This is a genomic window from Gymnodinialimonas sp. 202GB13-11 (genome assembly GCF_040932485.1).
Classification (GTDB): Bacteria; Pseudomonadota; Alphaproteobacteria; order Rhodobacterales; family Rhodobacteraceae; genus Gymnodinialimonas; species Gymnodinialimonas hymeniacidonis.
Map to the genome: position 1 here is coordinate 1,152,665 of NZ_JBFRBH010000001.1, position 16,682 is coordinate 1,169,346.

The 16,682-nt window shown below is 61.5% G+C and carries 8 protein-coding genes; 7 read left to right on the forward strand and 1 reads right to left on the reverse strand.

The features are described 5' to 3' along the window. The first annotated feature begins 97 nt into the window (after positions 1-97). The 5 genes from V8J81_RS05795 (at position 98) to lpdA (ending at position 7,943) form a co-directional block, all read left to right on the forward strand. Positions 98-3,397, forward strand: coding sequence for a YhdP family protein (locus V8J81_RS05795; protein WP_368474803.1), 3,300 nt, complete (start codon positions 98-100; stop codon positions 3,395-3,397). 6 nt (positions 3,398-3,403) lie between these two features. Beyond that, a complete protein-coding gene (queA, locus tag V8J81_RS05800) occupies positions 3,404-4,459 on the forward strand; it encodes a tRNA preQ1(34) S-adenosylmethionine ribosyltransferase-isomerase QueA (RefSeq protein ID WP_368474804.1) in 1,056 nt (351 codons plus the stop codon). Between the two features lie 63 nt (positions 4,460-4,522). Then, positions 4,523-5,824, forward strand: coding sequence for an MFS transporter (locus V8J81_RS05805; RefSeq protein ID WP_368474805.1), 1,302 nt, complete (start codon positions 4,523-4,525; stop codon positions 5,822-5,824). Next, the gene (locus V8J81_RS05810; RefSeq protein ID WP_368474806.1) at positions 5,821-6,393 is read left to right on the forward strand and encodes a DUF924 family protein; all 573 of its coding nucleotides are present in this window, start codon (positions 5,821-5,823) and stop codon (positions 6,391-6,393) included. Before V8J81_RS05805 ends, V8J81_RS05810 begins: the two co-directional genes overlap by 4 nt. 152 nt (positions 6,394-6,545) lie before the next feature. Continuing rightward, positions 6,546-7,943 carry a dihydrolipoyl dehydrogenase gene (lpdA, locus tag V8J81_RS05815; protein WP_368474807.1) on the forward strand — a complete coding sequence of 466 codons (1,398 nt, stop codon included), beginning with the start codon at positions 6,546-6,548 and terminating at the stop codon, positions 7,941-7,943. 136 nt (positions 7,944-8,079) lie between these two features. Here the strand turns inward: lpdA and V8J81_RS05820 are convergent, their stop codons facing one another. Beyond that, positions 8,080-12,471, reverse strand: a complete 4,392-nt coding sequence (locus V8J81_RS05820; RefSeq protein ID WP_368474808.1) for a VWA domain-containing protein — start codon at positions 12,469-12,471, stop codon at positions 8,080-8,082. A 154-nt stretch (positions 12,472-12,625) separates the two neighbouring features. Between V8J81_RS05820 and V8J81_RS05825 the strand changes: the two genes are divergently transcribed. Continuing rightward, the gene (locus V8J81_RS05825; protein ID WP_368474809.1) at positions 12,626-13,735 is read left to right on the forward strand and encodes an MFS transporter; all 1,110 of its coding nucleotides are present in this window, start codon (positions 12,626-12,628) and stop codon (positions 13,733-13,735) included. Positions 13,736-13,808: 73 nt separating this feature from the next. Beyond that, complete coding sequence (gene uvrA / locus V8J81_RS05830) at positions 13,809-16,679, forward strand: excinuclease ABC subunit UvrA (protein ID WP_368474810.1); 2,871 nt, start codon at positions 13,809-13,811, stop codon at positions 16,677-16,679. The last annotated feature ends 3 nt before the right edge of the window (positions 16,680-16,682 follow it).

Genomic DNA, 16,682 nt, shown 5'->3' on the forward strand with positions numbered 1-16,682 from the left:
TCTGCGCGGCACTGGTGCCGATCGGGTTTGCAAGCTAGGCGGATTGCAGACAGATTAAAGGGCAACGCAACAACGGATGGTAGGGCCGCACACGCGGATGGAGCAGACCGAAGCCACCCAACCTGAAACACCACGGCCTCGGCGGCGGTTCTGGATCCGCGCGCTGGCAATTGTTGTGTTCGTTTTGCTGATCCCGGTCGCGGCACTCTGGCTGCGTTTGACTGTTGCCCCGATGGCCGTGCCGGAAGGCATTCAAAGCCGTATCGAAACCCGCATCAACGATGCGATGACAATCGGCGATGTGAGTGTCGGCAATATGGTGCTGGCCTTGCCGCAGGGCGGGCGTGCACCGGCCTTCGAATTTCGGGAAGTCGCCGTCACCACTCCCGACGGCGAAGTACGAGCCGCATTTCCAGGCCTGCGCGTTCGGGTCGCCCCCGGCCCATTGCTGGCGGGGCAAATGCGCGTTCGCCAAGTTGTCGTCTCAGATGCAGGGCTAAACCTTCGGCGCGGCGCTGATGGACGGTTCGATCTCGATTTTGGCGGGGTCCAAGATGGGCCAGCCCGTGAACCGGAAGGGGGCGACGTAAGCCTGACCGACACGCTGTCACGCTTGGATCAGATGTTTTCCGCGCCCGTATTTTCGCAGCTTCAGGAAGTGCGCGGCGAAGGGATGGCCGTAAGCCTCGCCGATGAGTTGACGGGTCGCGACCTGAGATTGCACGACGCCGTCATGCAGCTGGAACGGCGCAGGGATGGCCTCGCCATATCAGTGGGTGGCCGACTTGCAGGCAGCCGTGACGCAGTGATTGATATCGCGTTGTCGCGGAACGCGCGTGAGGGCGAAACCGAAGTCTCTATGGAGTTCGTGAACCTTGCGGCCCGCGATCTTGCCGCCAGCAGCCCGGCACTGGCATGGCTCGATCTGATGCGGGCGCCAATCGACGGGGAATTATCGGCCATTTTGGCAGATGACGGATCGCTTGGCGCGGTGGATGGCGATTTGCGGGTTGCCGCAGGTGTTTTGAGCCTGCCGGGGCAGGAGGAACCCACGCCTTTTGACGCCATGACGGCTCGTATCGCCTACGACCCCGAGGCACGGCGGGCCATCTTGCAGGAGGTTATGCTCGCGTCCCAGCAACTCTCGTTCAATGGCACGGGGCATGCGGATGTGGCCCCCGACGGGTCGCATTACACCGGGCAATTCTCTCTCAGCAACATCGCGGCTGATCCGGATGGCCTGTTCGATGCGGCGCTCGACATCGACGGAGCAGCCGTTGATTTGCGCCTGTCGCTTGGCGAAACGGTTGTGGCCGAGATTGGGCGCGCAGTCGTCTATGATGGCGATTTGCGCGCGATGGTCGATGGCACCCTGACCGCCGCGCCCGAGGGATTAAGCCTGGCCTTTAATGCGCAGCTTGCCGAGGCTGATCTTGAGACGATCCTTGCCTATTGGCCTCGTCAGGCCATCCCCAACACGCGGTGGTGGGTCACGGAGCGCATGATCGCAGGTCGCGCCGAAGGCGTGGATTTCGCCTTTCGCGGTGCGCCTGACGCGGCCGACAGAATGGAGCTGTCGTTTGATTTCGCAGATGCCGATATTCGCGCCGTCCCCGCCGGCCCACCAATACGAAACGCATCTGGTTTCCTGACTCTACAGGATTCGCGGCTTGTCGTTGGCCTTGATGCCGGTGCCGTATTGGCGGAAGGGCAATCAGGCGGCGCAGGCTTGGCGGGCTCCCACATGGTGATTGAGGATGTCTCGGTTCCCGGCCCGTTGGCCGCGTTTGATCTTTCCATTGCAGGCGATTTGACCGACGTGATGCACGTGCTTGCTGGTCCGCCATTCGCCGTACTGGAAACCAGCGGTTACACCCCCGAAGAGATTGGAACAGGCCAGATCAGCGCAAACGTTCAGCTTGCCACTCATCTTGTGCAGCGTGACGCAGATGCGGGGCTGGACGGGCTGGATATTGACGTTGACGGGATTGTAACGGGCTTTCGTGCCACGGAACTGGTGCCCGACCGGACCCTCGTCGCGGATCGCATGACCATACGAATGAACCCGGAGGAGCTTGCGATCGGCGGGCGGGCAGCCCTCGACGGCGTTCCTGTCAGCGGGCAATGGTCCGTCCGTCTGGCCGAAGAAGCGGATCCCGGCAGTCTGGTGCAGGCGCGGGCAACGTTGAACCGGCAGTCTTTGGCCACGTTTGGCGTAGAGCTGCCAGATTGGTTGATGTCAGGGCAGGGGGCCGCTGACCTGACTGTTTTCCTGCGCGCCAATGGTGCTGCAACGATGCAGGTCCGCTCCGATCTCGACGGCATTGGCCTTGCCATCCCCCCTCTTGCGTGGCGATTGCCCGAGGGGCAGACGGGAACGTTCAGCGCTGATATACGCCTCGGGACCAATCCGGAGGTTCGGCAAATCGGCCTGCAGGGCGCGGGGCTAACCCTGGATGGCGCGATCAGTTTCACCGAGAATGGATATCTCAACCGCTTCTCCGCCGGGCAATTCCAGCTTGGATCGTGGCTGGATGTGCGCGGTGGGCTCGTCGGGCGCGGCGCTCAGGCCCCGGCGATAGAGATTTCCGGCGGCACGCTCGATTTCCGCACCATGCCGTCGCTCGCCAGCACCGGTGGTTCCTCCAGCGGCGACATCGGCCCCCTCGATATCTCGCTCGACCGGATGCAGATCACGGCAGGCATAGCGTTGACCGGCCTGCGTGCAGATCTGAACGGTGCCACGATGAGTGGTGATTTCAGGGGTCGTGTGAACGATGCCGTCGCCGTCAACGGGCAGCTTGTTCCAAGCCCCAACGGGCCATCTGTAAGGATGCAGTCCGACGATGGCGGCGCGGTGCTGCGGGCGGCCAATATCATCACAAACATCCATGGCGGGCCGTTCGACCTGATCCTCGCCGCACGCCCGGAGCAGGGGCAATACGATGGGCAAGTCACCATTGACAGCCCGCGCCTGCGCGACGCGCCTGTCATGGCGGAAATCCTGAACCTGATCTCAGTTGTTGGCTTGCTTGAGCAATTGGGCGGTGAAGGGATCAATATGGGCGAAGTGAACGCCCGCTTCCGCGTCACACCGGACCGGATCACAGTCACTGAAGGCGCCGCCGTCGGCCCTGCCATGGGCATATCTATGGACGGGGTCTACGATGTCGCGTCCGAGCGGTATGAGATGCAAGGCGTGGTCTCGCCCTTCTACATCGTGAACGGCCTGTTCGGTGCGCTCTTTGCCACACGTCGCGAGGGGCTATTTGGCTTCAATTATCGTGTGATTGGTGATGCTGAAGATACCCGCGTTTCGGTCAATCCCCTCTCGATCCTGACCCCCGGCATCTTCCGAGAGATTTTCCGCGCCCCGCCGCCTGACTTCAGCGAGTAGACCTGCATGAAACTGGACGATTTCGATTTCGATCTGCCCGAACGGCTGATCGCCACGCGACCTGCTCAGCCGCGCTCGTCAGCGAAACTGCTGCTGGCCAACGGAGATATGATTGCCGACAAAACGGTCACCGATCTTCCCGATGTGCTGCGCCCTGGCGACCGTCTCATCCTGAACGACACCCGCGTTATCCCCGCACGTCTGACCGGCGAACGCCCCCGCATGACACCCGAAGGTGAAGTGCGCGCCAAGATCGAAGTGACGTTACTTGAGCCGCAAGCTGATGGGAGCTGGTCTGCCTTGGGCAAACCCATGCGCAAGTTGAAGCTTGGTGAGAAAATCATATTTAGCAAAGATCTGGAGGCCGAAGTTCATACAATGGATGAAGGCTTGCACCTCCGCTTCAACCTCACCGGCGATGATTTCGACGCCGCCCTGAACGCCGCCGGCGCCATGCCTTTGCCGCCCTATATCGCGGGCAAGCGCGCCCCGGATGAGCGCGACAAGGATGATTACCAAACCATCTGGGCCAAGCGCGCCGGTGCGGTCGCCGCCCCAACAGCCAGCCTCCATTTCGATGAAGCCTTGATGGAGGCGATCAAATCGCGCGGTATCGATGTGACCTTCGTCACCCTGCATGTCGGGGCCGGAACTTTCCTGCCTGTGAAGGTCGAAGACGTCACCACGCACAAGATGCACGCCGAATGGGGCGAAGTGCGTGAAGAGGCTGCGGCTGAGATGAACGCCACCCGCGCCGCCGGCGGGCGGATCATTCCCGTGGGGACAACCGCCCTGCGCCTGATCGAAAGCGCCGCAAACGATGACGGCACGATGCAAGCGTTCGAAGGCACGACCGAGATTTTCATCTACCCTGGCTATCGCTGGAAGATCACTGACGCGCTGATGACCAACTTCCACCTGCCCAAATCAACTCTGCTCATGCTCGTCTCCGCCCTGATGGGGCAGGACACGATCCGGTCCGTTTACGACCACGCTGTCGCAAACGACTATCGGTTTTTCTCTTACGGCGACGCTTCCTTGCTAATCCCGTCGCGAATCTGACAGACGCGCGGTCTCGGCCCGTGGCAATCGGGGCGCTTCACTTGGCCAGCACGGGAGGCCCAGATGTTCACAGTTATCCGCACGGCCTGGGCGCTTCTGCTTGGCATGTTCCTTCTGCAGATCGGCAATGGCTTGCAGGGCACCCTGATGGGCGTGCGCGGCGCGATTGAGGGGTTCTCGACGTTTGAGCTTTCGCTGATCGGTTCGGCCTATTTCGTGGGCTTCCTCGGCGGCTCTCGGATGGCCCCTAAATTCATCGCGTCGGTCGGGCATGTCCGGGTCTTTGCGGCGCTCGGCTCGTTCATCTCCGCAATCGTCATCACCTATCCCATCGTCACGGAAGCATGGGCGTGGATGTTGCTGCGTGTGGGCTTGGGCTTCTGCCTGTCTGGTGTCTACGTCACGGCAGAAAGCTGGCTGAACAACTCGGCCACCAATGAGACGCGGGGACAATCGCTCTCGGCCTATATGCTAATGCAGATGATGGGCCTCGTGGCGGGGCAGGGCATTCTGGCGGCTGGCGATCCGTCGGGCTGGATCCTGTTCATCATCCCGTCCATCCTCGTCTCCCTCAGCTTTGCGCCCATCCTTCTCTCGGCCGTTCCGACCCCGGCGATTGAGGCAACGCGCCCAATGTCGCTGCGACAGGTCTACGATGCCTCGCCGTTCGCCGTCATCGGCATGTTGTTCATGGGCGGCGTGTTCGCAGGGCAATTTGCGATGGCGCCCGTCTACGCAACCGAAGTGGGCCTTAGCCTCGGGCAATTGTCCGTTTTCATTTCGTCCTTCTTCATTGGCGCCATCGTGCTGCAATATCCTATCGGCTGGATGTCCGACCGTATGGACCGCCGGACTTTGATCATCGGTGCCTCTGCCCTCGGCGCTGCCGTTGCTATGGCTGGCGTCTTCTTGGCCGACAGCTATCTGGCGCTCCTGATTATCGCGGCACTGTCCGGTGGTTTAGCACAGCCACTCTACGCCCTGCTGCTGGCTTACCTGAACGACTACCTCGCTGTCGAAGATATGCCCGCCGCCTCCGGTGGTATGATCTTCGTCAACGGCATTGGGGCCATTGCCGGTCCACCTATCATGGGTCTTCTCATGGGCCAGATCGGGCCGGGCGGGTTTTGGTTATTCCTCGCCGCGGTGTTGGGGGGCGTGGCGGCCTACGGTATCTACCGGATGACCCAGCGCGTTTCGGCCTATGTGGAAGAGGATAATTACGATAGCGTACCATACGCCAACATCATGCCCGGCGCGGCGTCAGCCGTGGCCGTTGAAACGGCGCAAGAGCTCTACATCGAGGCCGCCGAAGAGATGGCCGAAGAGGGCGGAGACGATGCGGAGGAGGAGACCCACCTATGACAAGCGCCAAAGATGTTGTCGCCTTCTGGCACGAGGCGGGGCCTGAAAAATGGTACGCCAAGGATGATGCGTTTGATCAGGCGATCCGTGACCAGTTCGGCGCGGCTTGGAAGGCGGCGCATGACGGCGGCCTGCGCAATTGGGCCGTAGACGCCGAAGGTGCGCTTGGCTTAGTCATCCTGCTTGACCAGTTTCCACGCAACATGTTCCGTGATGATCCGCGCGCCTACGCAACTGACGCAGCAGCGCTTGAGGTCTCCGGTCAGATGATCGCCAATGGATGGGATCGCCAGATTGACGAGCCCATGCGCCAGTTCGTCTACATGCCGTTCATGCATTCTGAGGAAATGGCCCATCAGGAAATCTGCATCGATCTGATGGAAAGCCGGATGGAGGAGGGGAACAACGCCCTCCACGCCCGCGTGCACCGGGAAATCATCGCGCGCTTTGGCCGGTTTCCCTACCGTAATGGTCCGCTGGAGCGTGGCATGACAGCGGAAGAACAGACCTTCATTGATGAGGGTGGCTACGGCGCGATCCTGCGAGAGATTGAGGCATCTGACGCCTAAAGCTCACGTCGATCAGCGGGCGGCAACGGCTTGCAACAAGCCTTGCGCTGGGTGCAACCCGGCCTGCGACCTAGCGTCAATTGTCGCTGCCATCCGGATAGTTTAACGTTGAACAAATGCTTCAAACAGACTCTGCCGGAAGGAACGACCCCATGGCTGCACAGAATTTCGACGTTATCGTAATCGGCGCAGGACCCGGCGGCTACGTTGCCGCGATCCGCGCCAGCCAGCTTGGCCTGAAGACGGCGATTGTGGAACGCGAGCATATGGGCGGTATCTGTCTCAACTGGGGCTGTATCCCGACGAAGGCGATGCTGCGTTCGTCTGAGGTGTTTCATCTGATGCATCGGGCGAAGGAATTCGGCCTGAAGGCGGACGGGATTGGGTACGACCTGAATGCCGTCGTCGACCGTTCGCGCAAGGTCGCCAAGCAGCTTTCGGGCGGCGTGGCGCATCTGATGAAGAAGAACAAAGTCACCACGATCATGGGCGAGGCGACGATCCCGGCCAAGGGCAAGGTCTCGGTCAAGACCGACAAGGGCACCGAAGAGCTTACGGCCAAGAACATCATCCTCGCCACCGGCGCTCGTGCGCGGGAATTGCCGGGACTGGAGGCCGATGGCAAGCGGGTCTGGACCTACAAGGCCGCGCTGACTCCGCCGCATATGCCGAAGAAACTGCTGGTGATTGGCTCCGGCGCCATCGGCATCGAATTCGCCAGCTTCTACAACACGCTTGGCGCCGACACGACCGTGGTCGAGGTCATGGATCGCGTGCTGCCGGTGGAAGATGAGGAGATCTCCGCCTTCGCGAAGAAGTCGTTTGAGAAGCAGGGGATGAAGATCCTGCAGAAGGCAATGGTCAAGCAGCTTGATCGCAGCGCGGACAAGGTCACGGCCCATATCGAGGTGGGCGGCAAGGTCGAGAAGCATGATTTTGATACCGTGATCTCTGCCGTTGGGATCGTTGGCAATGTCGAAAATCTAGGGCTGGAAGCCTTGGGTGTGAAGATCGACCGGACCCATGTTGTGACGGATGAGTTCTGCCGCACGGGAGTAGAGGGTCTTTATGCCATCGGCGATATCGCGGGCGCGCCCTGGTTGGCGCACAAGGCCAGCCACGAGGGTGTGATGGTGGCCGAGTTGATCGCGGGCAAGAACAATGTCCATCCGATCAAGCCGGAAAGCATCGCGGGTTGCACTTATTGCCATCCGCAGGTGGCTTCTGTGGGCCTCAGCGAAGCAAAGGCCAAGGAGAAGGGCTACAAGGTCAAGGTCGGGCGCTTCCCGTTCATCGGCAATGGCAAGGCGATTGCGCTGGGCGAGCCTGAGGGCATGATCAAGACCGTGTTCGACGAGAAAACCGGCGAGCTTCTGGGCGCGCATATGATCGGGGCAGAGGTCACGGAACTAATCCAGGGCTATGTCGTGGGCCAGAAACTGGAGACCACGGAAGAGGATCTGATGGAGACGGTCTTCCCGCATCCGACGCTCAGCGAGATGATGCACGAGAGCGTGCTGGATGCCTATGATCGGGTGATCCATATCTGAGGCGCTTGGGCCAGCTACTCACGCGTGAGCAGAGGTATTACACCTCTGATAAATAACTAAAATCACGTTATAGTATAAGAATGAAAACGGGCGCTGCGGTGAAGCAGCGCCCGTTTTCCGTTTCGTATCCGATCGTCTATTGCAGAGTTATCGGCACCTCGGCGATCACGACGCGATCCTGGTCGATGAAATAGCGGATCACGTAGGAGCCGGGCGCTTCGGGCAGGGTGAGCGAAAGCGGGGTGCCGTCGCTGGTGCGCGCATAGCTTTGCCACTGTCCGCCGCCCGTTGCACCGGCGAGGCCGATCCCGATGAAATCGCGCGGATAGTTCGGGCCGGTCCAACCGACTTCGATCGTTGAGCCTGCCGCCGCTGTGGCAGGTGCGGTCAGCGTCGCCTCGGCGGGCGTGACCTCAAGTGGCACTTCGGCAAGCGCCAAGCGGTCCTGATCCATGAAATAGCGGATCACGTAGCTGCCCGGGTTTGGCGGAACCAGCAAGTTCATCGGGTTGCCATCGCTGGTGCGCGTGTAGTTCTGCCACTGACCGCCGCCTGTCGCGCCCGCTAGTCCGATCCCCACAAAGTCGCGCGGGTAGTTCGGGCCGGTCCAGCCAAGTTCGATTGTAGAGCCTGCTACCGCCGTTGCAGGCGCGGTGATCGTGGCCTCGGCTGGTGTTACCGTGATGGTGGCCGAGGCGAGGCTGACGCGGTCCTGATCAAGGAAGTACTGGATCGCGTACGTTCCTGGAGTCGAGGGAACCAACAGTTGCACCGGATTGCCTTCGTCGGTGCGCACGTAATTGTTCCAACGCGCGCCGCCGGTCGCACCTTCCAGCCCGATGCCGATGAAGTCGCGCGGCTGGTTCGGGCCGGTCCAGGCCACTTCGATGGTGGAGCCTGCCACAGCACTTGTGGGCGCTGTGATCGACGCTTCTGCAGGTGTCACTGTGATCGTGGCCGAGGCCAGCGTGACCCGGTCCTGATCCAGAATGTACTGGATCGAGTAGGTGCCCGGCGCCGATGGAACCAACAGACGCACTGGATTGCCTTCGTCGGTGCGCACGTAATTGTCCCAACGTCCAGCACCAGTTGCGCCTTCAAGCCCAATGCCGATGAAATCGCGGGGCTGGTTCGGCCCAGTCCACGCCACTTCGATGGTGGATCCGACCTCGGCCGTTGCCGGCGCGGTAATGGAGGCTTCGGATTCCTCTACAACCACGGTCATGCGGGCGAGGACCTGACGACCCTGCGCCTGAACATAGCGCAATTCGTAGGTGCCGGGCTCCGTCGGGTAATTCAACCGGACGGGATTTCCGCTGTCGACACCGACGCGCGTTGCAAAGTCATAGCTATGGTTCGCGGTATTTGCCGGGTTAATGAACCCAATCCAGTCATTGTCATAGCCCGGGCCGGTCCAGCCAACCTCAGCCACCGTTCCGACTTCACCCGTCGAAGCCGCTGTGAGGGAGGCTTGGACCTCGGACACAACCACAGTCATGCGCGCCAACACTTGACGACCCTGCGCCTGGATATAGCGCAGTTCGTAGGTTCCCGCCGCTGCCGGATAGTTGAGGCGCACGGGGTTGCCTTCGGAAACCCGAACAAGGGTTTCGAAATCGTAGGAATGGTTGGTCGTGTTCGCCGGGTTGATGAACCCGATCCAGTCGCCGTCATAGTCGGGGCCGGTCCAGCCGACCTCAGCCTGCGCCCCGGCCGTGCCGGTGGGCGAAGAGGTAAGTGAGGCTTGGACTTCGGAGACCACGACTGTCATGGCTGCGAGAGTCTGACGGCCTTGCGCCTGGATATAGCGTAGCTCGTATGTGCCAGGGGTGGCCGGGTAGTTCAGGCGCACAGGGTTGCCCTCGGCGACGCGGACAGACGTCTCGAATTGGTAGCCATGGTTGGCCTCGTTCGATGGGTCGATGAAGCCGATCCAGTCACCGTCATAGGCGGGGCCGGACCAGCCAACCTCGGCCTGCGCCCCGGCGGTGCCGGTTTGCGCCGATGTCAGGGTGGCCTGAACTTCGGAGACCACGACCGTCATGGCCGCCAAGGTCTGGCGGCCTTGCGATTGGACATAGCGCAGCTCGTAGGTTCCCGCCGCTGCCGGATAGTTGAGGCGCACAGGGTTGCCTTCGGACACGCGCACGGACGTCTCGAACTGGTAGCCGTGGTTTGCTTCGTTGGCAGGGTCAATGAAGCCGATCCAATCGCCGTCATAGGCGGGGCCGGTCCAGCCTACTTCGGCTTGCGCGCCGGCGGTGCCGGTTTGCGCCGAGGTGAGCGTTGCCTGAACGGCGGAGACTTCGACCGTCATGGCAGCCAAGGTCTGGCGGCCCTGTGACTGGATATAACGCAATTCGTACGTGCCAGGTGTGGCCGGGTAGTTGAGGCGCACAGGGTTGCCTTCGGAGACGCGCACGGATGTCTCAAACTGGTAGCCATGGTTGGCCTCATTGGCAGGGTCAATGAAGCCGATCCAGTCGCCGTCATAGGCAGGGCCTGTCCAGCCGACCTCGGCCTGCGCGCCGGCGATGCCGGTGGACGCCGCGGTGAGGGTTGCCTGAACATCCGTGACTTCAACGATCTGGCTGGCCAGCGTGGTGCGCCCAAGGGCCATCACATAGCGAAGCTCGTATGTGCCGGGCTCAGGCGGATAGTTGAACGTTGCTGGTGATGACAGGCCCGTGAGACGGGTTGAAGACAGCGCCTGATAGCCATGGTTGGCGGTGTTGTCGACTGGGAAGAAGCCGAGCCAATCGCCTTCGAAATTCGGGCCGGTCCATTGGATCGTGGCCTGGCTACCGGCGACGCCGTCGGTGGTTTCAACCGATGCGGGCTGGGGCAAGACCTCGAACGGGACGCGGGCGAGGACGCGGCGGCCATTTTCGGCATCAATATAGCGCAACTCGTAGAGGCCGGGGCGCGGCGGCACGCGCATCGACAGCGGATTGCCTTCGTTGGTGCGGGCATGGGTTGGGGCCTGAAAGCCGTGATTGCCGGTATTGTCGGGCTCGAAGAAGCCGAGCCAGTCGGAGGCGCCGCCTGGACCGGTCCATGCGACCTCGATCGTCTCGCCCGCGCGGGCTTGTGCGACGGTGGTGAGGGAGGCTTGCGGGATGGGCTCCTCGAAGACGACGACGATTTCGCGGGGCTGATCGACGACCACGAAATCGGTGCTGACCTCTTGTTCCTGCACGGTCCAGTAGGCGGTGACGCGGTAGGCGCCGCGGGTCAGGGAGACGGTGGCCGGGTTGGTCGTGGCGATGGTGGGGGCAGGGTCAAGCGGTGTGACTTCCCAAACCACCGGGTCGGTCACGGGTAGGCCGCTGGCCGAGCCGATGCGGGCGATGAAATTCACGTCCACGGTCAGCGCGGGTAAGGGGACGATGACCTGCTGGGGCGTATTGGGCTCGACCGTGAAGCGGGCCTCATGGGTGGTGCCCTGATTCACGCGTTCCACGGTCAGCAAGTAGTCGCCGGGCAGAAGGGCCACGTTGCCAGCGGGGGCCTGGACGGGGCCCAGCAGGACGGTGCCGGCGGAGTCCTGCAGCGTCCAGTTCAGCGGCGAGGCGGGGACCGACATGTCAGGCTCTACCCGGGCGGTGAAGGTGACGGAGCTCGTCTCGATGATCGGGGGCATGGCGACGATCACGAGGTCGGTCTGGCCTTCGATCACGTCGAACCCTGTCTGGTAGGTCTGCGGGCCTTCGGGTTCGGTGCGGGTGGCTTGCGCGATGTAGCGGCCGGGGAAGAGTTCCACATCGATGGCGGGCGCTTGCACGCCGGAGCTGAGGACATCGCCATCTGCACCCAGAAGCGTCCACGTGACGGGGCGGGTCGGCAGGTTGCCTTGGGGCAAGACCTGCGCCTCGATCCGCATGGGTGTGGGCTGGGCAGCGACAACGACCTGTTCCAACGCGGCGGAAAGTTCAACGGCGTTGTCGGCGGTCAGGAATTGGCCGCCGGTATTGTCGGCGATGCACTGCATTTGTGCGCGGGCCTCCGGTTCCGAGGCGACATCGAAGCCGATGACATGGGCGGTGAAGGCAACACCTGCGGCTTCAAGCTCAGCGGCGATCGCGCAGGGATCCGGATTGCAGTTCTCGATGCCGTCAGAGACGAGGATGACGGTGGCGGCCTCTTCCGTATGACGCAGAGACTGGGCGGCAGCGATGACGGCGTCGGTCATGGGCGTGCGGCCGCGGGGGTTGATGGAGTTCACCGCCTCAAGAATACGTTCCTGGGTGAAGGGGGCGGGTTCCACGATGGTCTCGATATCGCCGCAGGAGCCACGTTCGCGATGGCCATAAACGGTTAGGCCAAGTGAAACGTCATCAGCCATATCCGCCAGCAAATCCGCGATCACGTTGCGCGCAATGACGATCTTGTTCACGCCGTCGATCTGGCCCCACATGGAGCCGGAGCCGTCGAGCACAAGAATGGTGTTGGGGCGATCACTTGCCTGGGCGAAAGCCATCACCGGCAACATCACAATCGTCAGCAGGGCGAGGAAAAAAGCGCGCATCGGGAACATCCGTTTTGGTCAATAGGGGCAGTCGAGTGGGCAGAATCCGCTCGTTTCGTACACGCTAACGTGTTCTCCGCAATCCGCAAAGACCGGTTTTCCCGCCTTTTTTCGCGTCATTGACGCCCGAGTTGAAACAGATCATGCCTGCGCCATGCCCACGGATCGCACCCCATGGCCGCTGATCGCGGCGCTTTACGTGACCGGCCTTTTGGCAGGGGCGCAATTTTCGAAAGTATCGTTGACGCTGGAGGGATTGGCGCAGGTTTATCCGGGCTGGCCGGTGGCCTTTGCAGTTTCCGGCGTGGCGGTGATTGGCATCCTGTTCGGGGTCATGGCGGGCGGTGTGACAGCCAGCATCGGGCCAAGGCGCGCGATCCTCTGGGCGCTTGCAATCTCAGGGCTGGCCGGTGGGCTTGGCGCGCTTTTGCCCCCCTTTCCGGTTCTCATGGCGATGCGGGTCTTTGAAGGGGTTGGCCACCTGATCCTTGTGGTGGCTGTGCCCACGCTGATGGCCGGTTTATCTGCGGACAGGGACCGGGCACTTGTGATGGGCCTTTGGGCGACGTTCTTTGGCGTTGGCTTTGCTTTAACCGCCCTGCTGATCGGCGAGTCGGGTGTGAACCATGTCTATGCCGGCCATGCCGCGTTGGTCTTGGCGATGCTGGCCCTGCTCGCCTGGATGTTGCCCAAAGGTGTGGTGAGTGTGCGCCGCGCGATGCCGCGCCTGTCGGACCACCTGCTGATCTACACAACGCCGCGCCTGTTCGCACCGGGGCTTGGGCATGGGATCTACGCGGGCCTGTTTCTGGCGTTGATTACGTTTCTGCCGGATGCACTTGGCGCACCGTGGCTTGGCCCAGTTTTGCCTTTGGCCGGGATTGTGGGATCGTTTGCAGCGGGGATATTCGCGCGCTGGATCGCGCCGGATACGTTGGTGTGGAGCATGTTTGCCGCCATGGCCGTTATGTTCGCGGCAACGATGATGTCGGGGCCTGCCGCACCTTACGTTTTGATTGCGGCCATGGCCGTCAGCGGCGTGGTCGCGGGTGCAGGCTTTGCGGCGGTTCCATGGTTGAACGAGGCCAATGACGACCGTGCGCTGGCCAACGGGGCTTTGGCGCAACTTGGTAATATAGGCACCTTCAGTGGCACGCCCATTTTCGCGGCCTTGGCGGTGGGGGCCTATTTCCCTGTCGCCATTGCGGTGTGCATCGTGGCAGCTTTTGTCACCGGTCTGGCCTACCGCGCCGCGCGTTCCTGAAACGTTCTTCTTTTTTGGTTGGAGACTCGGGGCCGCTCCCCTATGTGTTAGCGCAAGGTAAATGGGGGCAGTCATGCCAGAGCTGAAGCAGATCGAAGTGCGCGGTGCGCGTGAGCACAATCTAAAGAATATCGATCTGGATATTCCGCGTGACCAGTTGGTGGTTGTCACCGGTCTTTCGGGCTCGGGCAAGTCGTCGCTGGCGTTTGATACAATCTATGCCGAAGGGCAGCGGCGATACGTGGAATCGCTGTCGGCGTACGCCCGCCAATTCCTTGATATGATGGAGAAACCTGACGTCGATCATATCGCGGGGCTGAGCCCGGCGATCTCAATCGAGCAGAAGACGACATCGAAAAACCCGCGGTCCACCGTGGGCACCGTGACCGAGATTTATGACTACCTGCGCCTGTTATATGCCCGCGTCGGCACGCCCTATTCGCCTGCCACCGGCAAGCCCATCGAGGCCCAGCAAGTTCAAGACATGGTCGACCGGGTGATGGCGATGGAGGAGGGCACGCGCGCTTACCTACTTGCCCCCATCGTGCGCGACCGGAAGGGCGAGTACCGGAAAGAGTTTCTTGAGCTGCGCAAGCAGGGCTTTCAGCGTGTGAAGGTGGATGGAGAGTTCCACGATCTGGATAACCCACCGACATTGGACAAGAAATTCCGCCACGACATCGATGTTGTTGTGGATCGGATCGTGGTGCGCGAAGGGACGGAAACGCGTTTGGCCGACAGCTTCCGTACGGCTTTGGATTTGGCCGATGGCATTGCCATTCTGGAGACGGCTCCAAAAGACGGCGATCCGGAGCGGTTCACGTTTAGCGAGAATTTCGCCTGTCCGGAGAGCGGCTTCACGATCCCGGAGATCGAGCCGCGCCTGTTTTCATTCAATGCGCCGTTTGGGGCCTGCCCGGCCTGTGACGGGTTGGGGCATGAGTTGTATTTTGATCCGGGCCTGATGGTGCCGGATGTGACGCTGTCGTTGGAAGACGGGGCGATTGCGCCGTGGCGGAAGGGGAAGTCGCCGTATTTCGTTCAGACAATTGAGGCGATTGCCCGCCATTACGGGTTTGACGCCAAGACGCCGTGGAAAAAACTGCCGGAGAAGATCCAGAACGTTTTCTTGCGCGGTTCGGGCGAGGAAGAGATCAAGTTCCGCTACGACGAGGGCGGGCGCGTGTACCAGGTGGAGCGCACGTTTGAGGGTGTGATCCCGAATATGGAGCGCCGCTATCGCGAGACGGACAGCGCGTGGATCCGTGAGGAATTCGAGCGGTTCCAGAATAACCGGCCCTGTGGGGTTTGTGACGGCTACCGCCTGCGGCAGGAGGCTTTGGCGGTGAAAATCGGCAAGCCTGACGCGTTGCAGCACGTGGGGCAGGTTGTGCAGATGTCGATTGCCGAGGCCTTGGCCTGGTGTGAGACGGTGCCCGACGCGTTGACGGCGCAGAGGAACGAGATTGCACGGGCAATTTTGAAGGAGATCCGGGAGCGTCTCGGGTTCCTGAATAATGTGGGTCTTCAGTATCTTACGTTGAGCCGGAATGCCGGGACACTGTCGGGTGGGGAGAGCCAGCGGATCAGGTTGGCCTCGCAGATCGGTTCGGGTTTGACGGGGGTGCTTTATGTGCTCGACGAGCCTTCGATTGGCTTGCATCAGCGGGATAATGACCGGCTTTTGACGACGCTGAAGAACCTGCGCGATCAGGGGAATACTGTGATCGTGGTGGAGCATGATGAAGAGGCGATCCGCGAGGCGGATTATGTTTTCGACATCGGACCCGGTGCCGGTGTGCATGGCGGCGAGATCGTGGCGCAGGGCACGGTGGAGCAGCTGATTGCCACCAAGGGCTCTGTCACTGGCGACTACCTCGCCGGGCGGCGTGAAATCGCGGTGCCGAGCGAGCGACGCAAGGGCAACAAGAAGAAGGTTTCGGTTGTGAAGGCGACCGGGAACAATCTTCAAAACGTCACGGCAGATTTTCCATTGGGTAAGTTCGTTTGTGTGACGGGCGTGTCCGGCGGCGGCAAGTCGACGCTGACGATTGAGACGCTGTTCAAGACGGCGTCGATGAAGCTGAACGGCGCGCGGCAGACGCCTGCGCCGTGTGAAACGATCAAGGGGTTGGAGCATCTTGATAAGGTGATCGACATTGACCAGCGCCCGATTGGGCGAACGCCGCGGTCGAACCCGGCGACCTATACTGGGGCCTTCACGCCGATCCGCGACTGGTTTGCCGGGCTGCCGGAGGCGAAGGCGCGGGGCTACAAGCCGGGGCGGTTCTCGTTCAATGTGAAAGGTGGGCGGTGTGAGGCCTGTCAGGGCGATGGCGTCATCAAGATCGAGATGCACTTCCTGCCCGATGTCTACGTGCAATGCGAGACCTGCAAAGGCGCGCGGTACAATCGTGAGACATTGGAAATTCGCTTTAAAGGCAAAAGCATAGCGGACGTTCTTGATATGACGGTTGAAGATGCACAGACGTTCTTCAAGGCCGTGCCGTCGATCCGGGAAAAGATGGATGCGCTGGTACGTGTGGGTCTTGGATATATCAAGGTTGGCCAGCAAGCGACAACGCTATCAGGGGGTGAAGCGCAGCGGGTGAAGCTGTCGAAGGAGCTGGCGAAACGGTCAACGGGGCGGACGCTCTATATCCTGGATGAGCCGACCACGGGCCTGCATTTCGAAGATGTGCGCAAGCTGCTGGAGGTGCTGCACGAGCTGGTCGATCAGGGCAATACGGTTGTCGTGATCGAACACAACCTCGATGTGGTGAAGACCGCTGACCATATCATCGACATCGGCCCAGAGGGCGGCGATGGCGGGGGGCGGATCGTGGCGGAGGGTACACCGGAGCAGGTCGCCGAGGTCGCGGAGAGCCATACGGGTCATTACCTTGCACCGATGCTGAAAGCCCGCAAACACGCGGCGGAGTAAGCC